This window comes from Sulfuriferula plumbiphila (assembly GCF_009938015.1).
In the GTDB taxonomy this organism is placed as follows: domain Bacteria; phylum Pseudomonadota; class Gammaproteobacteria; order Burkholderiales; family Sulfuriferulaceae; genus Sulfuriferula; species Sulfuriferula plumbiphila.
Window position 1 is genome coordinate 205,644 of record NZ_AP021884.1, and the last position, 23,494, is coordinate 229,137.

Annotated in this window: 23 protein-coding genes; 15 read left to right on the forward strand and 8 right to left on the reverse strand. The window is 60.1% G+C overall.

Annotation, left to right across the window (positions count from 1 at the left end):
- Positions 1 to 8 precede the first annotated feature (8 nt).
- From GZH91_RS01065 to GZH91_RS01095, 7 genes are all read left to right on the forward strand, one after another.
- A complete protein-coding gene (locus GZH91_RS01065) occupies positions 9 to 845 on the forward strand; it encodes an HvfB family MNIO-type RiPP peptide maturase (RefSeq protein WP_147069881.1) in 837 nt (278 codons plus the stop codon).
- Positions 842 to 1,615, forward strand: coding sequence for an HvfC family RiPP maturation protein (locus GZH91_RS01070; protein ID WP_147069883.1), 774 nt, complete (start codon positions 842 to 844; stop codon positions 1,613 to 1,615). The genes GZH91_RS01065 and GZH91_RS01070 overlap by 4 nt, the downstream gene beginning before the upstream one ends.
- A gap of 131 nt (positions 1,616 to 1,746) precedes the next feature.
- A complete protein-coding gene (gene mgtE / locus GZH91_RS01075; RefSeq protein ID WP_147069885.1) occupies positions 1,747 to 3,201 on the forward strand; it encodes a magnesium transporter in 1,455 nt (484 codons plus the stop codon).
- A 132-nt stretch (positions 3,202 to 3,333) separates the two neighbouring features.
- Positions 3,334 to 4,725, forward strand: coding sequence for a dihydrolipoyl dehydrogenase family protein (locus tag GZH91_RS01080; RefSeq protein ID WP_147069887.1), 1,392 nt, complete (start codon positions 3,334 to 3,336; stop codon positions 4,723 to 4,725).
- A gap of 5 nt (positions 4,726 to 4,730) precedes the next feature.
- Positions 4,731 to 5,213 (forward strand): GNAT family N-acetyltransferase, encoded by a 483-nt coding sequence (locus tag GZH91_RS01085; RefSeq protein WP_147069889.1) that lies wholly within the window; start codon positions 4,731 to 4,733, stop codon positions 5,211 to 5,213.
- A complete protein-coding gene (gene msbA, locus GZH91_RS01090) occupies positions 5,210 to 6,961 on the forward strand; it encodes a lipid A export permease/ATP-binding protein MsbA (protein ID WP_147069891.1) in 1,752 nt (583 codons plus the stop codon). Before GZH91_RS01085 ends, msbA begins: the two co-directional genes overlap by 4 nt.
- A gap of 139 nt (positions 6,962 to 7,100) precedes the next feature.
- Entirely contained in the window at positions 7,101 to 7,847 is a 747-nt protein-coding gene (locus tag GZH91_RS01095; RefSeq protein WP_147069893.1) for an ATP-binding protein, read from the forward strand.
- 120 nt (positions 7,848 to 7,967) lie between these two features.
- On the opposite strand, the gene GZH91_RS01100 is transcribed toward GZH91_RS01095, so the two are convergent.
- Positions 7,968 to 8,726, reverse strand: a complete 759-nt coding sequence (locus tag GZH91_RS01100; protein ID WP_161984129.1) for a gamma-glutamylcyclotransferase family protein — start codon at positions 8,724 to 8,726, stop codon at positions 7,968 to 7,970.
- A gap of 337 nt (positions 8,727 to 9,063) precedes the next feature.
- Between GZH91_RS01100 and GZH91_RS01105 the strand changes: the two genes are divergently transcribed.
- Together GZH91_RS01105 and GZH91_RS01110 are read left to right on the forward strand one after the other, a co-directional pair.
- Positions 9,064 to 10,188 carry a pyridoxal-phosphate-dependent aminotransferase family protein gene (locus GZH91_RS01105; RefSeq protein WP_147069897.1) on the forward strand — a complete coding sequence of 375 codons (1,125 nt, stop codon included), beginning with the start codon at positions 9,064 to 9,066 and terminating at the stop codon, positions 10,186 to 10,188.
- A gap of 84 nt (positions 10,189 to 10,272) precedes the next feature.
- Complete coding sequence (locus GZH91_RS01110; protein WP_147069898.1) at positions 10,273 to 11,955, forward strand: ABC-F family ATP-binding cassette domain-containing protein; 1,683 nt, start codon at positions 10,273 to 10,275, stop codon at positions 11,953 to 11,955.
- Between the two features lie 305 nt (positions 11,956 to 12,260).
- On the opposite strand, the gene GZH91_RS01115 is transcribed toward GZH91_RS01110, so the two are convergent.
- From GZH91_RS01115 to GZH91_RS01145, 7 genes are read right to left on the reverse strand one after another with little or no spacing between them, the layout of a single operon-like run.
- The gene (locus GZH91_RS01115) at positions 12,261 to 13,301 is read right to left on the reverse strand and encodes a VIT1/CCC1 transporter family protein (RefSeq protein ID WP_147069942.1); all 1,041 of its coding nucleotides are present in this window, start codon (positions 13,299 to 13,301) and stop codon (positions 12,261 to 12,263) included.
- A 38-nt stretch (positions 13,302 to 13,339) separates the two neighbouring features.
- On the reverse strand, positions 13,340 to 13,666 hold the full coding sequence (locus GZH91_RS01120; protein ID WP_147069944.1) for a hypothetical protein: 327 nt from the start codon (positions 13,664 to 13,666) through the stop codon (positions 13,340 to 13,342).
- A gap of 9 nt (positions 13,667 to 13,675) precedes the next feature.
- Positions 13,676 to 14,464, reverse strand: a complete 789-nt coding sequence (locus GZH91_RS01125; RefSeq protein WP_198415356.1) for an ABC transporter permease — start codon at positions 14,462 to 14,464, stop codon at positions 13,676 to 13,678.
- A gap of 11 nt (positions 14,465 to 14,475) precedes the next feature.
- Positions 14,476 to 15,390, reverse strand: a complete 915-nt coding sequence (locus GZH91_RS01130; RefSeq protein ID WP_147069948.1) for an ATP-binding cassette domain-containing protein — start codon at positions 15,388 to 15,390, stop codon at positions 14,476 to 14,478.
- Positions 15,378 to 15,983, reverse strand: coding sequence for an alpha/beta hydrolase (locus GZH91_RS01135; RefSeq protein ID WP_147069950.1), 606 nt, complete (start codon positions 15,981 to 15,983; stop codon positions 15,378 to 15,380). Before GZH91_RS01135 ends, GZH91_RS01130 begins: the two co-directional genes overlap by 13 nt.
- 1 nt (position 15,984) lies before the next feature.
- Positions 15,985 to 16,293 (reverse strand): (2Fe-2S) ferredoxin domain-containing protein, encoded by a 309-nt coding sequence (locus GZH91_RS01140; protein WP_147069952.1) that lies wholly within the window; start codon positions 16,291 to 16,293, stop codon positions 15,985 to 15,987.
- Positions 16,290 to 16,661 carry a nucleotide pyrophosphohydrolase gene (locus tag GZH91_RS01145; RefSeq protein ID WP_147069955.1) on the reverse strand — a complete coding sequence of 124 codons (372 nt, stop codon included), beginning with the start codon at positions 16,659 to 16,661 and terminating at the stop codon, positions 16,290 to 16,292. Before GZH91_RS01145 ends, GZH91_RS01140 begins: the two co-directional genes overlap by 4 nt.
- Positions 16,662 to 16,704: 43 nt before the next feature.
- On the opposite strand from GZH91_RS01145, the gene GZH91_RS01150 reads away from it, so the two are divergent.
- The 6 genes from GZH91_RS01150 to GZH91_RS01175 all read left to right on the forward strand — a co-directional run bounded on the left by GZH91_RS01150 (position 16,705) and on the right by GZH91_RS01175 (position 23,485).
- The gene (locus tag GZH91_RS01150; RefSeq protein ID WP_147069956.1) at positions 16,705 to 17,301 is read left to right on the forward strand and encodes a 7-cyano-7-deazaguanine synthase; all 597 of its coding nucleotides are present in this window, start codon (positions 16,705 to 16,707) and stop codon (positions 17,299 to 17,301) included.
- Positions 17,302 to 17,670: 369 nt separating this feature from the next.
- Positions 17,671 to 18,261, forward strand: coding sequence for an XrtA/PEP-CTERM system exopolysaccharide export protein (locus GZH91_RS01155; RefSeq protein WP_147069989.1), 591 nt, complete (start codon positions 17,671 to 17,673; stop codon positions 18,259 to 18,261).
- 48 nt (positions 18,262 to 18,309) lie between these two features.
- Positions 18,310 to 19,839: an XrtA system polysaccharide chain length determinant gene (locus GZH91_RS01160; protein WP_147069958.1), complete on the forward strand. Its 1,530-nt coding sequence runs from the start codon at positions 18,310 to 18,312 to the stop codon at positions 19,837 to 19,839.
- A gap of 133 nt (positions 19,840 to 19,972) precedes the next feature.
- Positions 19,973 to 20,911: an XrtA-associated tyrosine autokinase gene (locus tag GZH91_RS01165; RefSeq protein WP_147069960.1), complete on the forward strand. Its 939-nt coding sequence runs from the start codon at positions 19,973 to 19,975 to the stop codon at positions 20,909 to 20,911.
- 31 nt (positions 20,912 to 20,942) lie between these two features.
- A complete protein-coding gene (locus tag GZH91_RS01170) occupies positions 20,943 to 22,445 on the forward strand; it encodes a TIGR03016 family PEP-CTERM system-associated outer membrane protein (protein WP_161984130.1) in 1,503 nt (500 codons plus the stop codon).
- 11 nt (positions 22,446 to 22,456) lie between these two features.
- Positions 22,457 to 23,485, forward strand: a complete 1,029-nt coding sequence (locus tag GZH91_RS01175) for an XrtA/PEP-CTERM system-associated ATPase (RefSeq protein ID WP_147069964.1) — start codon at positions 22,457 to 22,459, stop codon at positions 23,483 to 23,485.
- Positions 23,486 to 23,494 lie beyond the last annotated feature (9 nt).

The following is a 23,494-nucleotide window of genomic DNA, read 5'->3' on the forward strand; positions in this document are numbered from 1 at the left end:
CGACAAAGATGGGCCCGCTCAATCCGCATGGCGCGGGGCTTGGACTGCGCAGAGAACTGCTAAACGCTCTGGAAGTCCGGGTTCCCTCCGCAATCGACTTCTTCGAAATCGCGCCGGAAAACTGGATCGACATGGGCGGGGCACTGGCCCGTCGCCTGCGCCCATTTACCGAGCGCTATCCGTGTGTCTGCCATGGTCTGTCGCTATCGCTGGGCGGCCCCGCTGCGCTGGACGAAATCCTGTTGCGCAAAACCAAGGCCTTTATGGATGCGCACGGCATCGCCCTGTTTACCGAACATCTGTCTTACTGCGGGGATGACGGGCATTTATATGACCTGCTGCCTATCCCCTTCACTGACGAGGCGGTGACTTACGTGGCAGCGCGCATTCGCCGCACCCAGGATATCCTGGAACGCAAAATCGCCATCGAAAACGCCTCTTTTTATGTAATGGCCGACATCGCGGAAATGGACGAGGCCAGCTTCATCAATGCCGTGCTGGAAGAAGCCGACTGCCTGCTGCACCTTGACGTCAACAACGTCTATGTCAACAGCGTCAACCACCAGTTCGATGCGAGCGCCTTCATCCGCGCCATGCCCGCACAGCGCGTGGTGTATATGCACACGGCCGGACATTACCAGGAGGCCCCCGACCTGCTGGTGGACACCCACGGCGCGGACGTCATCGAGCCGGTATGGGCACTGCTGGATGAGGCATACCGCCATGCCGGCGCGCTACCTACGCTACTGGAACGCGATTTCAACATTCCCCCATTGGACCGGCTGGCGGGCGAAGTCGAGCGTATCGCCGCCCTGCAACGCAGCCATCAACACCCTCCCTCATGAGCGCCGCCAAAGCGCCTGAACTGCTGGCATTCCAGCGCTATCAGTTCGCCTTCACCGCCCACCTCCGCGATCCCAAGGCACATCCACGCCCACGCGCGGTCGAAGCCCGGCGCATGGCGGTATATCACGAACTGCTCTACAACAGCGTGGAAAGCGCGCTGCTGGCCTGTTTTCCGGTGCTGCGCCGGGTACTGGGGAAACGCAAATGGGGTAAGCTGATACGCAGCTTTTTTGCACAGCATCGCAGCCGCACGCCGTATGTCCGCCAGATACCCGACGAGTTCATCCGGTTTCTGCAGGACGAGTGGACGCCAGCTGCCGATTACCCGCCGTTTATGCTGGAGTTGGCGCATTACGAATGGATCGAGCTGGTACTGTCGGTTTCCGCGCGCGAAGCGGATCTGAGCGAACTCGATCCGCGCGCCGACCTGCTGGAAAGACGTCCCGCACTCAATCCGGTCCTGGCACTGCTCAGCTACGTCTACCCGGTGCATCGCATCAGCCCCAGGTTCAAGCCTGTCCAGGCACCTGCCCAAATCACCCAGCTGCTGGTGTTGCGCGACCTGGCGGATCGGATACGTTTTATTGTACTGAATCCGGTCAGCGCGCGCCTGGTCAGCCTGCTTGAAACAGGTGAGCTCAGCGGGCGTGCAGCGCTGCTCCGGCTGGCCGAAGAAATGCACCACCCGGAACCAGAAAATGTGCTGCGCTTTGGTATGGGCATACTGCAAAACCTGCACGCCGAACAAGCTATTCTCGGTACCCGCTGAGTTCGTTTCCTCACGCCTTTCAACACCTGCACAATTTCGTCGTCTGTGCCGACGACAAGGCGCTTTCGGGCGTCAGGCAAGTTCCCGTACAATCACGCCTTTAGCCACGCTCCCTGATTCACGTCTAACGCATGGACGACACCCCGGAAAAAAGCAAAGCCCACGACAACATCGAAGACAACCTGGATCAGGTGGTCTCGTTGCTGCGCAAGCATCATCTGGTGGCGAATCTGGTGCATAAACAGGATATGCCGCACCATGACCTGGTGGAGGGTTTGGTGCACAAACAGCACCTGGCCGAACTGCACACGGTGCTCGACGACATGCACCCGGCGGACGTGGCGCGCGTGCTGGAAGCGCTGCCGCTCGGCGATCGCCTGCTGGTGTGGGACCTGGTCAAGGCCGAACGCGACGGCGAGATACTGCTGGAAGTCTCCGACGCGGTGCGCGAGTCGCTCATCAAGAGCATGGACAGCGACGAGCTGCTCGCTGCTGCCGAGACGCTGGACACCGACGAGATCGCCGACCTGGCACCCGACCTGCCGCAGGACGTGATCCAGGACCTGCTGGAGTCGCTCGACGCGCAAAAACGCGCGCGCCTGCAATCGGCGCTGTCCTACCCGGAAGACAGCGTGGGCGCACTGATGGACTATGATATGGTCACCATCCGTGCCGATGTGACGCTGGAAGTTGCGCTGCGCTACCTGCGCCGGCTGAAGGAATTGCCGGATCAGACAGACAAGCTGTTTGTAGTGGATCGCGATGGTGCGCTGCGCGGCGTGATGCCCCTGCAACGCCTGCTGCTGCAAGACCCCGAGGCCAAGGTGGCTGATGTGATGGCGGAAGAAGTGGTGACCTTCCGCCCCCAGGACGACGCCACCGATGCCGCCCAGGCGTTCGAGCGCTACGACCTGGTATCCGCGCCGGTGGTGGACGCGCGCAACCGGCTGGTGGGGCGGCTCACGGTCAATGCGGTGGTGGACTACATCCGCCAGGAATCCGACAGCGACATGCTCTCCATCGCCGGCTTGCGCGAGGACGAGGACATCTTTTCCAGCGTGTGGAAGTCGGTACAAAACCGCTGGGCGTGGCTCGCCATCAATCTGGTGACCGCCTTCATCGCCTCGCGCGTTATCGGCATGTTTGAAAACACCATCGGCAAACTGGTGGCGCTGGCTGCGCTGATGCCCATCATCGCCGGTATCGGCGGCAACTCCGGCAATCAGACCATCACCATGATCGTGCGTGCCTTGGCGCTTGGGCAAATCCACCCGGACAACGCCAGGAAACTGTTCACCAAGGAAATCAGCGTGGCCGCACTGAACGGCCTGATCTGGGGCAGCATGGTCGGCCTGTTTGCCTACCTGCTGTACGGCAAACCGGCGCTGGGCCTGGTGATGATGGGTGCGATGACGCTCAACCTGCTGCTCGCAGCAGTGATGGGCGTATCCATCCCCATGCTCATGCACAAATTCGGCCGCGACCCGGCTGTCGGTTCCAGCGTATTGATTACCGCCGTCACCGACAGCGGCGGGTTTTTCATCTTTTTGGGATTGGCGACGCTGTTTATGGCGTATCTGGGGTAAGGGCATGGACAGGATTTTTTTGCAGGATTTACAGGAAAACACCTTAATTCATTAAACTGGTTTCTGGTTGGTTTTTGCTTTGTCCTGTAAATCCTGTCCCTCCAGTTTTTCATTAAATGAACGGAATACACCATGCAGCAATTTGACCTCATCGTAATCGGCTCCGGCCCGGGCGGCTACCGCGCTGCCGTGCTCTCCACCCTGCGCGGCCTGTCGGTCGCCATCATTGAAAAAGCCGACTGGGGCGGCTGCTGCCTGAACCGCGGCTGTGTGCCCAAGAAGGACTGGCACCATACCGCGCAACTGGTAGCGGCGAGCAGACATTTCACCCGGCGTGGCATCAGCGGTGTGCTGAGCGCAGAACTGGACGGCGCCTGGCAGCACCAGAAAAAGGTCGTGGAAACCGTGCGTGACAGCTACACCGATTACATGAAGCGCCTTGGCATTGGCGCCTTCAATGGCGCAGCAAATTTTGTCGACGCCCACACTGTCGCCGTGGGAGAAGCAAGCCTTAACGCCAAACACATCATCATCGCCACCGGCTCCAGCCCGCTGGTTCCCGACGCTTATCCGCTCACCCCGGGCCGCGTGCTCACCACCGATGATCTGTTCAACCATGCGCCGCCCGCGGGCAAGCGCGTGGCGGTAGTGGGCAGCGGCGTGATCGGTACCGAATTCGCCTTCATCCTCAGCCAGCTCGGACGCGAGGTGCTGTGGATCGCCAACAGCAAACCGCTGGCCGGCAGCGCCTACTCACAACCGGCGCTGAAAATCCTGCACGAAGCGCTGGCCCGGCACGATATCCAGGCCCGCACCGGCTGCCGCGCAGAGTACGTGGAGGTCCTGCCGGACGGCGTCAGGCTCGCCCTCGGCGACGGCAGCGTGGAAACCGTGGACTGGGTATTGCTCGGCACCGGGCGCCGCCCGCATACCGACAATCTCGTCGTCGACGCGGCCGGTGTGGCGCTCGACGCCCAGGGCTACGTCAAAGTGAACGCTTACCTGCAAACCAGCGTGCCGCACATCTACGCCATCGGCGACGTCGCCAATCCGCGCATGACCGCCAACCAGGCGCTGGCCGATGCCGCCGTGGCCGTCGCCAATATCCTCAGCTCCGGTTCGCGCCAGCAGGATGCCGGCGCCGTGCCGGAACTGGTTTACTCGGCGGTCGAGCTGGGGCGCATCGGCATGAACGAGGACGACGCCGAAGACGCCGGACTGGAGCCCGCCGTCGGCTTTGCCGCGTTCGAAACCAACCCGCGTGCGCTCGGCCAGGACGACACCGACGGCTTCGTGCGCCTGATTGCCGACATGGACAGCGGCGCGTTGCTGGGCGCGGAGGTGGTGGGTGCCGAAGCCGGCGAAATGATCCACGCCATCGCCCAGCAGTTCGGCCACGACGACGCCCTGGCCCGGTTCGCCGGCATGTTCTACAACCACCCGGCCAGAACCGAGGAAATCCAGAATGCGACCGAGACGCTGGCGGCAAAGTGGGGACTGGCGCAGCAGGTGTTTGGGGAATAATCCGAATGAAATCTTCCATCCGCATCGACCATGCCTGCGCTGCCGACGCGCCCGTCGTCGCTGAAATGGTGGGCGAGTTGCTGAATGAAATCATGCGTGCCACGGGCAACCAGGCTTTCCATTTCAACCTGGAAGAAACCACGGCTCGACTCAGGACATTTCTCGAACAGGAGAAATACCATGTGCTGGTCGCACGCGACGCAACGGCTGGCACGGAAGTCGGATTCCTTACCTTGTGCGAAAGCTTTGCGCTGTATGCCGAAGGCGCCTACGGAACCATCCCCGAACTGTATGTACGTCCGGAACTGCGTTCACAGCATGTCGGGCAACAGCTGATCCAGGCTGCCAGGACGTTCGGCCATACCAGACAATGGAAACGTCTGGAAGTGACCACGCCACAACTGCCCCAATTTGACCGCACGCTGGGATTCTACGAGCGCGAAGGATTCAGCGTTGCCGGCGGACGAAAACTGAAAACAGCATTATGACCTCGCCTCCCAAGACCGGATTGTCCCTCTACCTGCGCCTGCTGCGCCACGTCCGCCTGTACTGGAAAATGTTCGCCGGGGCGCTGCTGGCGATGGCGGTGACCGCGGCGGCCGAGCCGGCCATCCCGGCGCTGTTCAAGCCGCTGCTGGACGGCAGTTTCGTGCAGAAGGACCCGGACATGATCCGGCTCATCCCGCTGGTGATGATTGCGCTGTTTGTGGTGCGCGGACTGGCCGACTTTGCTGCGACGTATGGCATGAACTGGGTGGGCAGCCGGCTGGTGATGGACTTGCGCACGGCGATGTTCCGCAAGCTGGTGGCGATGCCGACGCGCTTTTACGATGACAGCTCCACCGGCACGCTGATCGCGCATATCGTGTTCAACGTCACCCAGGTCACGCAATCCGCCACCAGCGCAGTGACGCTGCTGGTGCGCGACACGCTCGCCATCGCCGGGCTGCTGGGCTGGCTGTTGTGGCTGAACTGGAAACTTACGCTGATCATTATCGCCATCGCCCCGCTGGCCATTTTCATTATCCGCACAGTCAGCGGCCGTCTGCGCAACATCAATCGCCAGGCGCAGCAGAATCTGGGCGAGATTACCCACGTGGTGGAAGAATCGGTCGGCGCGCACAAGGTGGTGAAAATATTCGGCGGCCAGGATTACGAATTGCAGCGCTTCGGCACGGCGGTGAACAACGCCCGGCGCTATTTCATGAAAGGCATTTCCGCCGCTGCCGCCAACGGTCCGGTGGTGCAACTGGTGGCCGCGCTGGGCGTGGCGCTGGTGGTATACATCGCCACCCAGCAGGCGCAGCGCGGCGAACTCACCGTGGGCGGCTTTGTCTCCTACATGATCGCGATGCTGATGATTTTCGGGCCGGTGAAACGGCTCACCGGGGTGAACGAGCAATTGCAGCGCGGTCTGGCCGCGGCGGAAGTGGTATTCGAGCTGATCGACCGCGACACCGAAACCGATACCGGCAGCCAGGTGATTGGCCGCGCCCGGGGCGCACTGGAATTCCGCCACGTTACCCTGGCCTACCCGGACAAGCCCACCCCGGCGCTCAACGATATCAACCTCGCCATTCGTCCCGGCGAAACCGTGGCCCTGGTCGGCGCCTCGGGCAGCGGCAAGACCAGTCTGGTCAATCTCATCCCGCGCTTCTACACGCCGGATTCGGGACAGATTCTGCTCGACGGCCAGGTCATTACCGACATCACGCTGGCCAGCCTGCGCGCCAATATCGCGCTGGTATCGCAGGACGTGGTGCTGTTCAACGACAGCATCGCCGCCAATATCGCCTATGGCGCCCAGGCCGGGGCAACTGCAGCGCACATCATCCGTGCCGCCGAGGCCGCCCACGCCATGGAGTTCATCTGCGAGCAGCCGCACGGCCTGCAAACCATGGTCGGTGAGAACGGCGTCAAGCTCTCCGGCGGTCAGCGCCAGCGTATCGCCATCGCGCGCGCGCTGCTGAAAGACGCACCGGTGCTGATCCTCGACGAGGCTACTTCGGCGCTCGATACCCAGTCCGAGCGCCACGTCCAGGCCGCGCTGGAAGCCCTGATGCAGGGCCGCACCACGCTGGTCATCGCGCACCGCCTGTCCACCATCGAGAATGCCGACCGTATTGCCGTGATGCAGCAGGGGCGTATTATCGAGATCGGCAGCCACCGCGAACTGCTGGATAAAAACGGCGCTTACGCCCATTTGCATCGCCTGCAATTCCACGAGCCAAAATGATGAGTCCCTTTTGCCACAGAGATCACAGAGAAAACCCTTTATTTTGGCAAGCCACTCGTATTCTGGGCGACCGAAGTGGCTTGTCAGCAAACGCCGATTCGCTCCGTGTTCTCTGTGGGGCTAAAAGATTTTCAAGAAAATGACCGAACCTACCATCCAGCCCGTCAAACCACCGCGTTCGCTGCTCTCCGCAGCAGGCCGCGCAATCGGCGACTTTGCCATGATCCGTGACGGCGACCGTATCCTGCTGGGCATCTCCGGCGGCAAGGATTCGCTGTCGCTGCTGCATGTGCTGCTCGATCTGCAACGCCGCGCGCCGGTGAAATTCGAACTTGCCGCCTGCACCGTGGACCCGCAATCGCCGGACTACGACCCCGGCGTGCTGAAACCCTACCTGGCGGGACTGGGCGTGCCGTATTTTTTTGAAAGCCAGCCGGTACTGGAAGAAGCCAAACGCAATATGGACGGCGACTCGTTCTGCGCCTACTGTTCGCGCATGCGCCGCGGCATACTCTACCGCGTGGCACGCGAAAACGCCTACAGCGTGCTGGCGCTGGCGCAGCATCTGGACGACCTGGCCGAAACCTTTCTGATGTCCGCCTTCTTCGGCGGCAAGCTGCGCACCATGCAGGCGCACTACACCAACGACGCCGGCGATGTGCGCGTGATCCGGCCGTTCGTGTATGTGCGTGAACGCCAGACCGCCGCTTTCGCCAAACATGCCGCGCTGCCCGTGGTCCCCGAAAACTGCCCGGCGTGCTTCTCCATGCCGATGCAGCGCCAAAGCATGAAACTGCTGCTGGCCGAGCAGGAAAAGGCGCATCCCAAGCTGTTCTCCAGCTTGTTGACGGCGATGCGGCCATTGATGCAATCACCGCCTGCCTGACTCTGCCGCCGGTTATTCTGGAAAAATCACGGCGAGCACGCAGGGATACATCTTAAATCATGGTATCGCATGGTTTTCCCCGAGCCCCCTGTGGTGAGGGCATCAGGGTTATAGCGGTGTTCACTCGATCCGGATCGAGCGGAAACGGAGCGGCAGTTCGCGCTTCAGCAACGCATCGATCGCGCCTGCGTTTGGCTGGTAAATAAAAGGGCGGCGCGGATAAATGCGATCATTCACCCAGTGGCTTGACCAGCCATGCGTGGTGACGATGCATTCGCGTGCGAAACCTTCCAGTTGAAACGCCCGCTCGACTTCCAGGCACCCTGAAAGAAACACATCCACGTATGACTGAACGATGGGGTAGGTTCTCGAAGGTGGCGCAGTATTTTGCGGCTTGTTCACGTAAATCCAGCGTTCTCCTGGCTGGATCGGAGATTTATCCAGCGCGGTGATTTGCGCTGCGCTGATTTTGACCCGGCAATAGCCATTCTCCCGCCTGTCCATGGCGGAGATTGCAGTTTCATCCGGCAGGGCAAAGAGTACGGCATTCATTCGGGAGCGCGCATCCATCGACACCCCTAAAAATGTGGTACTGAAGCCAGTGGGCGAACCTTGCGCAATCCAGGCGCGCCGAAATCCCTGCACGCGCACCGGTACTGCTGCGCCAGCATTCGGCACGGTGCGCTGCCGCGACGCTTTTTCCAGCAAGCTGCCGTAGCCGGCAATGTACTGGTTTTGGCCAGGTTCGGGATGGGGATGACACACATCCTGAATAGCGCCGGCAGGGGCAATACCCTTCACTGGAGTCGCGTCTGCCAGCGCAAAAGTACTGGTTAGCGCGCTCAGAAAAGCCATGCAAAATAGCGTGAATTTTTTCATACTGTTAATCCTGAAATTGGCACTAACCGCGGGAACATGGGGAAGGCAAAAGGCAAAAATGGAAAGACAAAAAACGACCCCGGGGAAGTGTCTCCGGCTAACGGCTTTTTTCAAGTTCATGGTTTCTTCCACGCCGCTCTTCCTGCTAGCGCATGGTTGTCACTTCTCCGCTCGTATTGGTCCAAGCTAGCTTGCCCCCTGTCGCGGTGTCAACTGCATCAATTAACAACCCCATGATTAGCATGGTATTTGCATGGCGCCAGTTAGGTTAGAATTCGGCGCTCAGGTTACGTGCCCCCCACTTTTTGTCAACTTTCCGAGAATCCACAGGTCAATTATGCAAAAACCGAATATCCCTTCCTTTATCCCGCCGCGCCGCACCCTGATGGGGCCTGGCCCCTCCGACGTACCCCAGCGCATTCTCGACGCCATGGCACGCCCCACCATCGGCCACCTTGACCCGGCTTTCGTGGACATGATGGAACAGATGAAGGCGTTGCTGCGTTACGCATTCCAGACTGAAAACGCGCTCACCATGCCGGTGTCCGCGCCTGGCTCGGCGGGGATGGAGATGTGCGTTGTGAACCTGGTGGAACCGGGCGATAAAGTCATCGTATGCAGGAACGGCGTATTCGGCGGGCGCATGCTGGAGAACGTGAAACGTACCGGCGGCGTGCCGGTGGTGGTGGACGATGCCTGGGGTGCGCCGGTGGATACCGTCAAGGTGGAAGAAGCCTTTGCCGCCAACCCGGACGCCAGGGTGCTGGCATTTGTCCATGCCGAGACCTCGACCGGCGCGCGCTCCGACGCGCAGGCATTGGCCGCCATTGCGCACAAATACGGCGCCCTGGCCATCGTCGATGCCGTCACCTCGCTGGCAGGCATCCCGCTGATGGTGGACGAATGGGAACTCGACGCGGTGTATTCTGGCAGCCAGAAGTGCCTGTCGTGCACGCCCGGCCTCTCTCCTGTGACTTTCAGCGAACGCGCCATCGCCAGGCTCAAGGCGCGCAAAACTCCGGTACAGAGCTGGTTCCTCGATCTCAACCTGGTGCTGGGTTATTGGGGCAGCGCGGGCAGGCGCACTTATCACCATACGGCGCCGGTCAACCCCCTCTATGGCCTGCACGAAGCACTGGTCATGCTGGCCGAGGAGGGCATCGAAAACAGCTGGGCGCGTCACGCCCACAATCACGAAATGCTGCGTGACGGCTTCGAGGTCCTGGGGCTGAAATTCGTAGTGGACCAGCATTACCGCCTGCCGCAATTGAATACCGTGTATATCCCCGCAGGCGTGGACGACGCCGCCGCGCGTACCCGCCTGCTCAACGAATTCAATCTGGAAATCGGTGCAGGTCTGGGCGACCTGGCGGGCAAGGTATGGCGCTTCGGCCTGATGGGGCATGCCAGCCGCACGGAAAATATTGATTACTGCCTGTCGTCGCTGAAACAAGTACTATAGGCATCAATCTGCGCAATGAATCACGGGGCATCTGGCCCCGTTTTTATTGCGCGCACTCCCCAAACAGGCTGGTAAACCCTACCCATGATCATCCTTAAAAACCTCAGCTTGCGGCGCAGTTCCAAGGTGCTGCTGGATAACGCATCCGTCACCCTGAATCCCGGCGAAAAGATCGGCCTGGTGGGGCGCAACGGCGCGGGCAAATCCACGCTGTTTGCGCTGCTCAACGGCACCCTGCATGAAGACAAAGGCGACTTTTCCATGCCCGCGCAGTGGCGCATGGCGCAGGTGGCGCAGGATATGCCCGAGACCGGGCGCAGCGCGACCGACTTCGTGATCGAGGGCGACACGGCGCTGGCAGCGGCGCAAGCCGAGGTGGACGCCGCAGAGGCAAGCGAGGATGGCGAGCGCATGGCACATGCGTACATGGCACTGTACGACGCGGGCGCGCACGATGCGCAGGCGCGCGCGCAGGCACTCATCCTCGGGCTGGGCTTCAAAACCAGCGAGCTGGATAACCCGGTCAACAGCTTTTCCGGCGGCTGGCGCATGCGCCTGCAACTGGCGCGGGCGCTGATGTGTCCGTCTGATTTGCTGTTGCTGGACGAACCCACCAACCACCTGGATCTGGATGCGCTGGTATGGCTGGAAGCGTGGCTCAAACGCTACACAGGCACCATGGTGGTGATCAGCCACGACAGGGAGTTTCTGGATTCGGTGACGCTGGTGACGCTGCATATCGACAACGCGCAGCTTACCCGCTACGGCGGCAACTACAGCACATTTGAAGACATGCGCGCAGAGCAAATGGCGCTGCAACAGGCGGCGTTTGCCAAACAGCAAGACAAAATCGCCCACTTGCAAAAGTTCATCGACCGTTTCAAAGCCAAGGCCAGCAAGGCCAGGCAGGCGCAAAGCCGGGTCAAGGCATTGGATCGCATGGAGCGCTTGGCACCGCTGCTGGCCAGTGCCGACTTCACCTTCGAGTTCAAGGAGCCCGCCTTCCTGCCCAACCCGATGCTGGCGATGCAGGACGTCAGCTGCGGCTATCCGCCACCTGCGGATGCGCCTGCCGGGACGCCGTCAACAGTGATCGTGCAAAACGTCAGCCGCTCGGTATTCGCCGCTCAGCGCATCGGCATTCTGGGCGCCAACGGGCAGGGCAAATCGACCCTGGTGAAAACCGTGGCGCGCACGCTGGCGGCCACCGGCGGTGAGCTTACCGAGGGACGCGGGCTGAATATCGGCTACTTTGCGCAGCAGGAACTGGACGTGCTGCGCCCGACAGACACCCCGCTGGAGCACATGATACGGCTGGTAAAGGAAACCGCCGCCAATGGCCGCGGCAACGCCCGCGAACAGGACCTGCGCAGCTTTTTAGGCACCTTCAACTTTAGCGGCGACATGGTCAAGCAAGCCGTGGGCACCATGAGCGGCGGCGAAAAAGCGCGGCTGGTGCTGTGCATGATCGTGTGGCAGCGCCCCAATCTGTTATTGCTGGACGAGCCGACCAACCACCTCGACCTTGCCACGCGCGAGGCGCTCGCCATGGCGCTCAACGAATTTGAAGGCACGGTCATGCTGGTCAGCCACGACCGCGCCCTGCTGCGTGCCGTCTGCGACGAATTCTGGCTGGTCACGCGCGGCGGCGTGGAGCCATTTGATGGCGATCTGGATGACTATCAGCGCTACCTGCTGGACGAGGGCAAGCGCTTGCGCGACAGCCTGAAAGATAACGCGTCCGCCGCGAAAAAGCGTGCCGCCTGATTGCGGCGATATTCAGGCATGCGCCCCATTTGTGGGTACAATATACATCAACGGATACAGATGCCTGCCGGCAAGAGCCGGAGCAAGCTGTTGCCGCCAGGCCGGGGCCTGCAACGAGGCGCGACAAAGGCAGGCGCGCGACCGGACGTACCGGCGGGCGCGTAGCGATGTCACCCAGAAGGTGAATGCGAACGAAGGCGGAACACTCAGTATTCATGCGGCTCTCATGAGGGAAATGAGCGGTCTACTACGGTTTTTAGGTTAAATACTCTGAAAATTTTATGATCGTTTTTAGAGAACCGGAATCAACCCAAACTCACTCCCATCAGCCTGCCGATGAAGTAAGTCGCAGCCCCCGCCGCGCCGCCGATTGCCAACATGCGCAGGCCGCCCAGAATGGCATGGCGGCCGGTGAACAGGCTCAGTGTGGAACCCACCGCAAACAACGACGCAGCAGTCAGTACCACCGCCACCAGCAGCGCCGGATTGCCGCTGGTGATGAGAAAGGGCGCCAGCGGAATGGCCGCCCCGGCGCAAAACGAAATGAATGAGGAAATTGCCGCGCCCCATGGCGAGCCCAGTTCATCCGGGTTGAGCCCCAGTTCCTCGCGTGCCAGCGCATCCAGTGCCCGTGCCGGATCGGCGATGAGCGTATCCGCGAGTTTTTTCGCCTCGGCCTCGGGAATGCCCTTGGCGGCGTAAATCAGCGCCAGTTCGGCGGCTTCTTCCTGCGGGTACTGGTCGAGTTCTTCACGCTCGAGACCGATCTGGTATTCAAACATTTCGCGCTGCGAACGCATCGAAATATACTCTCCCGCCGCCATCGAAAATGCGCCGGCCAGCAAACCCGCCACACCCGTCAGCAGTATGGTCTGGCTATTGGCTGCCGCCCCGGCCACGCCCAGAATCAGGCTGGCGTTGGACACCAGCCCGTCGTTGATGCCGAACACGGCCGCGCGCAGGTTGCCGTTGCCGCCGTGCCCCTGGTGGCGCTTGCCTACCTCGGCCAGCGTGGTAGGCATGCCGTGTGTGGCACCAGGCTTGAAATACAGCGACATGCCGCGCACTTTCATTGCCGCCAGGATGTGGCGCATGGCGTGCGTGCCCAGCCGGTGTAGCAGCCATGCCACCAGCCGGGTGCGCATATCGGGATGATAGGCGGCGGGTGGGGTGCCTCCTTGCTTGCGGATTTCCGCGGCCCACAGGCGTGCCTGCCCCTCCGCGGCCGCGGCCAGCTCGTTGAACAGGGTTTGACGCGGTGTGCCGGATTCGGCCGCGGCCACGGCCCGGTACAGATACACCGAGCGTTTTTCTTCCAGCCAGCCTTCGAGTGCGTGGGATGCCATGTGTTGGTTATTGCCCGTTTTGTTTGCGGAAAGCGGTGTCAGCGCGTGCCCGCAGAGTTTGAAACAGCCCGGCCCGGTTGTGCTGGGGAAGGTCTTTTTTCCGTATTGTAATCGTTGCCGGGCATTTCCCGGCAGGCATCGTCGAAAACCCGTGCGGCGAAGTAATGGCCGAGCTTGCGGTAGCTCTCCAGCGGGGATTCGTGGAAGCGCCGGCCGGCGCTGCGCTGATGCGGGAATCCCGGGTTGCCGGCAGCGGAGTTGAGGATGCCGGAAGGCGTGTCGCGGGTCGGCGCGGGCTTGAAAGTAAAGCAGCTCGCCTGGCGCCGCCGGGCTGGCTCAGGCGCACTCCGCGGTCGGGCTGGCAAGGGCGGGGGCTATTTCAGCAGTCGGCGGCGGGTGAATCCCAGCGCCAGCCAGTAGCTCAGCAGACCCCATGCGACCAGTGCCCCCACATGCCCGGCGATATGCGCCGGGATGTGGCCGAGGATCAGCGGGCGCACCAGGTCGATGGCGTGAGACAGCGGCAGCCAGGCGGCTGCAATCTGGAGAAAATCCGGCAGCCGGTCCACCGGGTAGAACACGCCGCACAGCAGTACCATCGGCGTAATCACCAGGGTGAAGTAGTACATGAAAAAATCGTAGCTGGGCGCCAGCGCGGTTATCACCAGCCCCATCGCGGAGAAAGTCAGGCCGATGAGGATGACCACCGGCAGTACCCACAGGCTGAGCAGCCAGCTTTGCTGCAGTCCCATGACCCAGATCACCGCCACAATGGCGAGCCCGGACAACAGGCTCTTCGATGCGCCCCATACCAGCTCGGCCAGCATCACGTCGTCCAGATTGAGCGGAGCGTTGAGGATGGCATCCCAGGTTTTTTGTACATGCATGCGCGAGAAGCCGGAGTAGAGCACCTCGAAGGTGGCGCTGTTCATGGTCGAGTAGCAGATGGTGCCGGCCGCCAGAAACGTGATGTAACGCGCGCCGCCTACCTCCGGCATCAGGCTGCCCAGGCCGTAGCCAAAGCCGAGCATATAGAGCATGGGATCGGCCAGGTTGCCGAGGATGCTGGGTCCGGCGAGTTTTTTCCATACCAGAAAGTTGCGCCGCCATACCGGGATGAAGCGCAGCGATAGGCGAGGCGGGGAAAAGTGTTGAATGTTCATTGTGGCTGCAATCATGAATCACGCAGCTCGCGTCCGGTAAATTTCAAAAACACGTCTTCCAGGTTGGATGGCCGGTGCAGGTAGCGCAGGCTGTTTTGTGCATGCAGCCGGGCGAGTAGCCCGGTGCCGTCATGGGTATAGCAAAACAGCGTTTCACCGGTGATTTCATGGCGCGCGCACAGCGCCTTGGCGTGGGTGCTGCCCCACTCGGCTACGCCCTCGCCGTAAATTTCGATCACACTGGGTTCGATCTCGGCGGCAATCATCTCACGCGGGCTGCCCGCGGCAATGGCCGCACCATGGTCGAGAATCACCAGCCGGTCGCACAGGCGCTCGGCTTCCTCCATGAAATGGGTGGTGAGCAGGATGGTCTTGCCCTGCGCAATCAGCCGCCGCAAACCCTGCCAGATCACATGTCGCGCCTGCGGGTCGAGGCCGGTGGTGGGCTCGTCCAGCACGATCAGCTCCGGATCATTGATCAGCGCGCGCGCCAGCGTCAGGCGCCGCTTCATGCCGCCCGATAGCGTGGTGATTTTCGCATCCGCCTTGCTCATCAGTCCGGCAAATTCCAGCAACGCCGGGATGCGGCTGTGGATCAGCATGTCGCTGATGCCGAAATAACGCCCGTACACCAGCAGATTTTCCGCCACGGAAAAATCCGGGTCGAGATTGTCCATCTGCGGCACCACGCCGATGCGGATGCGCGCCTCACGGCCGCGTAGCGGCACCGGCTCACCCAGGATCTCGATCGTGCCGTCATCTGGCGCGATCAGCCCGAGCAGCATTTTCAGCGTGGTGGTTTTGCCGGCGCCGTTGGGCCCCAGCAGGCCGAAGCATTCGCCCGCATGAATGTCGAGATTGAGCCCGCGTACCACTGCGGTGTCGCCATACCGTTTGCCAAGACTGCGCACGCTTATGAGTGACATGCCGCCAGCGCCGCCGATTTGAGTTCGGCCAGCTTGCCATGAAAGAAGTGCCCGGTGCCGCAGATGATTTCGATATGCGTGCCGCAGGCCTGCGCCCAGGCTTGCGCAGCAGCCAGCGGTACCAGTTCATCGGTTTCGCCGTGGATGATGGTGGTCGCGGGGGGCACGCAACTGAATTCGTAGAGGTTCACGGCAGGGCCGATCAGGATCAGCTTGCGGACGGCGATACGCTGCGCCACGCGGTGCTGCACATAAGCGCCGAACGAGAAGCCGGCCAGCAGCACGGGCAGGGCGAGGTCGTAATGGCCGCGCACGAATTCAATCACCGCCAGCATGTCTTCGGTTTCACCGATGCCGCCATCGTAGACACCGTCGCTGCCGCCGACGCCGCGAAAATTCGGGCGCACCGCAACATAGCCTTGATCGTGGCAGGTCTGCGCCAGGGTCTGCACTACCTTGTTGTCCAGGGTGCCGCCGTGCAGCGGATGAGGATGCGCGATGAACGCCAGGCCGCGCCGCTGGCTGCCGGGGTCGTTGACCACGGTCTCCACGTTGCCGATGGCGGTCTTGATACGGAGTCTGGAGCGCTTCACGTCAGATTTTCAATCGCTCGACGATCTGGCCATGTTGCAGGTGCCGTTCAATGATTTCGTCAATGTCCTGTTCGTCCACAAAGGTGTACCAGGTGCCTTCCGGATACACCACCAGCACCGGTCCTTCACTGCAGCGATCCATGCAGCCGGCACTGTTGATACGGCACTTGCCTTCGCCATTGAGGTCCAGCGCCTTGATTTTCTTTTTGGCGTAGTCGCGCATGGCCTGACCGCCGGATGCGCCGCAGCATCTGGCGCCGTCATCGCGCTGGTTGGTACAGAAAAAAACGTGGTGCTTGTAGTAGCTCATGATTGGGGATCCTGCGCGAGTTCGGTGTATTTTCTGGCGTTGCCGCGCGCTGCAGCGGCGGGATATTTTTGCCCGTTGTGGATGAGTTTGGCGCGCGCGGCGGCAAGCAGATCCAGTTCAAGCACATCCGCCAGGCGCACCAGATAAATCAGCACGTCGCTCATTTCCTCGCCGACGGCAGCCAGCCTGGCAGGGTCCGGGTGCTGACTCTGTTGCGGGGTGGCCCACTGGAAATGTTCCATCAGCTCGGCGGCCTCTACCGCCAGCGCCATGACCAGATTTTTCGGCGTATGAAACGGCTGCCAGTCGCGATCTTCGGCAAAGCGGCGAATCTCGGCCTGTAGTTGCTCAATGCTATCGGTGGACATGCACGTGCCTCCTGTTGCGGGTGGATAGTGTAGCATCCTCGTCATGACCGAACTTGTCCTGCTCTCCGGCGGCATCGATAGCGTGACCCTTCTGCATCTCAAGCACAGTGAGGGTGCACCGCTGCACGCACTGTTCATTGACTATGGCCAACGTGCCGGCCGCGAGGAGCTGCGTGCCGCGAGCATTCACAGCAATGCACTGGGTGTGCCGCTGCAACGGCTGGATATGGCGGCGGTGGGAGACGCTTTTCGCGCCGGGCAGACGCAACGCCTGCACGTGCCCCTGCCGCATCGCAATCTGGTGGCGCTGGCGCTGGGGATGAGCTATGCCACGCAAATCGGCGCCACATGCCTGCATCTGGCGCTCAATCGCGATGACGCGGGCGCCTATCCGGGCGCGTCGCCGCTGTTTGTGCAGCGCTTCAGCAATATGGCGCGCAGTCTGGGTAATATTGCAGTGTACACGCCGCTGGCTGAACTGAATAAAGTACAGGTGATAGAACTTGCTTTCAAACTGGGTATAAATTTAAGCGATACATATAGCTGTCTGTTGGGTTATGCCAAGCCATGCGGGCATTGTCCGCAATGTTTACAGCGCCAGGCGGCATTGCAGGCCGCCGGTATGGATCGCATGGACTGAAGGCCACGAATGTCAGCCGCTATCACTTTTGGATGATGTGCGTAGTGGCTGCACATGGGTATGCTCAGGCGCGCTGGCCTGTAACCTGGCTGTTGGTACCTCGACGGGTGTGTAATGCGCATCGTCGCTGACATGCGCTGATTACGTACATAAAAATGCTAACTGATTGATAAGTAAATATATCGATGTTTGGCCTGGAATGTGCTTATGATACGACTCACTGCGTATGGCATGCTCACTGCAGCAACAGTCGTTTTAAAGAATTGCGCGTTTGGCACCTATGGCATAATGCTTTGCGAAACTTTTAACTAATTGATAAGTGGGAGGAATACCGTGAACGCAATCAAACCCCTGATTTCTTTCCGGTGGATGATATTGCTGGCTGTGCTGATGGGCCTGTCAGGATGTGCAACGAATTATCCAATGGCGCCAGCACAGACAGGCAAACAGGCTGACTGGAATTATCTGATCGGGCCCGGCGACAGTGTCAGTGTTTTTGTCTGGCGTAATCCTGAAGTCTCCGGCACTTTTCCTGTGCGTCCTGACGGCAAAATGACCATGCACCTGGTGGAAGATATGCCCGCCAGCGGCAAAACGCCGACCCAGTTGGCGCGCGACCTCGAAAAAGCGCTGTCCAAATATATTCAGGAACCGATCGTGACAGTGGTGGTGGCGGGCGGTATTGGTCCGTTCAGCCAGCAGGTTCGGGTGATCGGTCAGGCGACCAAGCCGCAGGCGCTGAACTACCGCGAACACATGAGCCTGATTGACCTGATGATCGATGTGGGCGGTATTACCGATTTCGCGGCAGGCAACAAGGCTTATATCTTGCGTACCGTGGACGGCAAACAGAAGCGTCTGGGAGTGCGTCTGGACGATCTGGTCAACGGCGGCGATATCAGCGCCGATGTGCCAATTCTCCCGGGCGATGTGCTGGTGATCCCGGAAAGCTTTTTCTGATAATAATTTTCAGTTGCCACGAACTTCTGAAAAACTGTAGGGGGAAACATGGATGAGCTGTTAAACCAGTTGATGGGCTATGTACGGGCGACCTGGCATCGTCGCTGGTACATTGTCATCGTTGCCTGGGTAGTCTCGATTGCGGGCTGGTTCTGGGTATATACCCTCCCCAGCCGGTTTGAGGCTTCCGCGCGCGTCTATGTGGATACCCAAACCCTGCTCAAGCCGCTGCTCAGCGGGCTTACTGTCGAGCCCAATGTTGACCAGCAAATCCGGCTGATGACGCGCACCCTGGTAAGCCGCCCCAACCTGGAAAAGGTTGCGCGCATGACCGACATGGACATCAAGGCCAAGACGCCGCAGCAGACCGAGGCCATGCTGGATGGTCTGGCCAGCCAGATCAAGCTGGAGGCGTCCAATACGGGAGCGAATCTCTACACCATCGCGTACCAGAATGAGCACCCGGAACTGGCCAAACGCGTGGTGCAGGCATTATTGACCATCTTCGTCGAAAGCAGTCTGGGAAAAACCCGCAAGGACCTTTCATCTTCCCGGAAATTTATTGATGAGCAGCTCAAGGTCTACGAGCAAAAACTCATCGATACCGAGAACGCCATGAAGGAGTTCAAGCGCAAACACATGGGCCTGATGCCTGGAGAAGGTGGCGACTACTACGCCAAGCTGTCCGCAACCTCGACCGCGTTGCGTCAGGCGGAACTGGATTTGCGTGAAGCCACCGACCGCCGCGACCAGCTCAAACGCCAGTTGGCCGATGAAGAGCCGGAGATTTCCGCCGCAGCGATACAGACGCAAAGCAATCCGGAGCTGGATGCGCGTATCCAGTCATTGCAAAAAAATCTGGATACCCTGCGTCTCACCTATACCGAGCTGCATCCTGATATCGTGTCTACCAAGCGCCTCATCAAGGAACTGGAGGCGCAGAAAAAACAGGAGGCCAAAACCATCAAGAACAATGGCAGTGGCCGTGCACAGAACCCGGTCTACCAACAATTGACCATCGCCATTGCCGAGGCAGATGCCACGGTGGCTTCCCTCAAGGCAAGGGTGGACGAATATCAGAGCCGCCTTAATCAGCTCAAACGGGCCGTGGACAGCTCGCTCGATGTTGAGGCAGAGTACACCCAGCTGACGCGCGATTATGGGATGTATAAGCAAAACTACGCCGCCATGTTGGCGCGCAGCGAGACGGCGAGTCTGTCCGGTGAAGTGGAAAGCAAAACTGACGTAGTGGATTTCCGGGTGATCGACCCGCCGCGTGTTCCGCTCAAACCGTCCTGGCCGAATCGTCCGTTGCTGATTTCGCTGGTGCCGCTGGCAGGGATACTCGCAGGCATTGTTGTGGCTTTTCTGGTAAGCCAGCTGCGCCGTACCGTTACCGACAGGCGTGTATTGCGCGAATTGACCGGTTTGCCATTGCTGGGCTCGGTAACCCGGATCGAGACCGACGCCGTCAAGATCAAAAAACGCAAAGGTTTGATCGCCTACGGGCTGTCATTTTTCAGCTTGATTGGTGCATACGGCATTCTGCTGACGCTGCAGATGTTCATGGCGCGCTGACCGCGATGAAAACGCGGCGCCGCCCAGGACATACCCGGCCGATGGCGAAGGAACGGGCACCGCGCAACGTCGCAGACATGCTCAGCAGCAGTTTCAGCGGCCGGTTAAGCTGAGTCCGGATAGGGAGTGATAGATGAGCATTATCGAAAAAGCAGCCAACAAGCTGGTACACAACGATCCGGCGTCGCGGCCGGAGGCCGCAGTAGCGAATGTGGCAATGGAAAAACCTGCCAGCCGGATTGAAGCCGCAATGCAGCGTGAGCATGCCCAGGCCGCGTCGGGTGCACTCGCCACGCGAGCGGATGTGGACAGCGAGGCAGACGCCGTTGCCGCAACTTCCATGCGGGTTGAGATTGATTTGAAGCGCCTGGCACGCATGGGTGGCGTCACGCCGGACGCTGAACGCAGCCAGGTCGCAGAAGAGTTCCGTCTGATCAAGCGCCCCTTGCTGGCCAATGCGTTTGGTCACGGTGGTGCGGCAGTCAGGAACGGCAACCTGATCATGGTGACCAGCGCGCTGCCTGGAGAGGGAAAATCATTCTGCTCTCTCAATCTCGCGATCAGTATTGCAACGGAAATGGAACGCACCGTGCTGCTGGTGGATGCCGACGTGGCGCGACCACGCCTGCCCGAATACCTGGGGATTCGTGCCGGCAAGGGCTTGCTGGATGTGCTGCAGGATCCCAGCCTGGAGCTGTCAGAGGTGATGTTGCGCACCAATATCCCCAAGCTCTCCTTGTTGCCTGCCGGGTACCTTTACAAGCACGGCACCGAGTTGCTGGCGAGTTCTGCGATGAGCCGGCTGGTCGCAGACCTGGCCAATCGTTACCCGGATCGCGTCATCATTTTTGACTCCCCGCCGCTGCTGTCCACCAGTGAGGCCAGCGTGCTGGCCACCCACATGGGGCAAATCGTGATGGTGGTGGAAGCAGAAAAAACCTCGCAGGAAGCCGTCAAAGATGCACTCAATCAGCTTGCGTCATGTGAAGTCATCGGCATGGTGCTGAACAAGGCGACCGCGGTACTCGGCAACGATAACTACTACGGATACTATGGCACATACGGAAAATAGGTCGCGGCTCAGTTCTGCAACACGGCTCGGCGTGCGCGTTACGCTCGCGTACGCCATGCTGCTCGCGGGGGGGGCGTTGCCGGCAGTGGCGGCCGACTGGAAAATCACGCCGAATCTGACCGTGAGCGAGCGCTATACCGATAACGTCAACCTCGCACCTTCCGGCCAGTCCAGGGAGAGTGATTTCATTACCGAGGTTCGTCCGGGTGTGCAAATCAGCAAGGACGGCGCGCGCCTCAAGGTCCGGGCCAGCTACGCGCTGCAATCCCTGACCTACCTGAATAACAGCAATTACAATGCGCTCAATCACCAGCTCTATGCAGCCGCCAACGCCGAATTGCTGAAGGATTTCCTGTTTCTCGATGCAAACACTGCGATTTCCCAGCAAAACCTGAATGCGCTGGCACCTGTGGGGTTCGGCAACACCAATGCGCCCAAAAATCTGACCACGGTTGGGACCTACAGCATCAGTCCTTATATTAAAAAACGTTTCGACAGCTTTGCCGATGCCAATTTGCGGGTAAGCCAGAGCGGCGTTTATTACGATACCCAGGGTATTTCCAACACGGTTTCCGACAGCGTGGTGGGGGCGTTGACCAGTGGCAGCGCATTCAACGACCTGTTCTGGGGCATCAATTACAGCTACAACAAGAACAAAAACCAGTTCATAGCTGACACCGAATTCGAACGCGCTTCCGCCACGCTGGGTTATGCACTGACGCGCAAATTCAGGGTTAACGCCACGGCCGGCCAGGAGCGCAATAACTACATCAGCCTGAGCGGCAGCAAGATTGGCGGCCCCTTCTGGAATGCGGGATTCATCTGGGCGCCCACATCCCGTACCAGTGTGGCAGCCACATATGGCCACCGTTTTTTTGGCAGGACCTATTCGTTTGACCTCAGCGAACGCACCCGTCATACCAACTGGCGCGCCGGTTACAGCGAAGACCTCGCCACCAGCAGCGCCACCAGCCTGTCGTACGCAGTGCTGGGCGGGTTTTATGTATGCCAGACCATCCCGGCCGGGTATTCCTATTTTCCCTCCACTGCGTCACCCACCGGGTTTGTGGTGGCGATTCCGCTCGGCAATCCGGTTCCCGCAGGTTGTCAGCTGGCTGTGGCAGCCGTTACCCCCAGCCTGAGCCTGGTCAACGAGGTATTCATTCTCAAAAATCTGACCGCGGGCGTGGGCGTGAATGTGGGCAAGAGTGACTACAACCTGGGCCTCTACAGCCTGCGCCGCGATTTGCAGACGAGTGGGACTTATGATCGCCAGTCGGGCGTCAACGCCGGCTGGAACTGGCATTTTGCCCCGCGTACCACATTCAATCTGTATGGAAATCTGGCGCGCATTCAGGTGCCATCCCAAAACCGCCAGGACGACCTGTGGAGTATTGCGGGCGGATTGACCCATCAGTTCCAGCCCAAATTAAACGGCTCCGTCATCGTTCGCCACCAGGCACGCAGTTCCAACCTGCCCGGCAATGACTTTACCGAAAACAGCATCACTGCACTGGTCAATATGACCTTCTAGGATGCAATGACATGTACGAAGCGTATTACCATCTCAACGCCAAGCCATTCCAGCTGAGCCCCGATCCGCGTTTTTTCTTTGGCAGCAAAGGCCACAAGCGCGCCATGGCTTACCTGGAGTACGGGTTGTCGCTGGGAGAGGGGTTTATTGTCATCACCGGCGAGGTGGGAGCGGGTAAAACCACGCTGGTGCGCAACCTGTTCAAGCAGCTGGAATCGGAGAATATCGTTGCGGCGCAACTGGTCAGCACCCAGCTTGATGCGGATGACACGCTGCGCAGCGTGGCTGCATCGTTCGGACTGGAGCACGAAGGCATCAACAAATCCGCAATCCTGAAAAACCTTGAGGTTTTTTTGCTCGCCGCAGCACAACAGGGAAAGCGCGCGTTGCTGGTGGTGGATGAAGCACAGAACCTCACCCCGCGCGCGGTGGAAGAGTTGCGCATGTTGTCGAATTTTCAGAACAACGAGCGTTCGCTGATCCAGAGTTTCCTGTTGGGCCAACCCGAGTTCCGCAACATCCTGCAAAGCCAGGACATGCAGCAGCTGCGCCAGCGCGTGACGGCTTCCTACCACCTCGGACCGCTGGATGCGATTGAAACCCGCGCCTATATCGAGCACCGCCTGCGTACCGTGGGCTGGAAGGGCGTGCCTTCATTCAGCGACGATGCATTCGAGACCATTTATCAATTTACCGGCGGCATACCGCGGCGTATCAATACTTTTTGCGACCGCCTGCTGCTGTATGGCTTCCTGGAAGAAAAGATCGCCTTCGACAGCGTCGCCGTGAAGGAGGTGGTGGAAGACCTGCGCCATGAAGTCGCACATCAGGATATCCCCGGCGCTGGTATGTTGCGCGGCAACGGCGCCTCTGCCGATGGCGGCCATGGCATGCCCGACGACATGCTGCGGCTCAATGGCCGGGTCGAGCAGATGGAACGCTCGCTCAACCGCATATTGCCGATCGTACGCAAGATACTGTTCATGGTATCGGAGAAAAACACGCCCACGGCGAATGAGTCGCCGGAAGCCAACCAATAGAACAAAGCC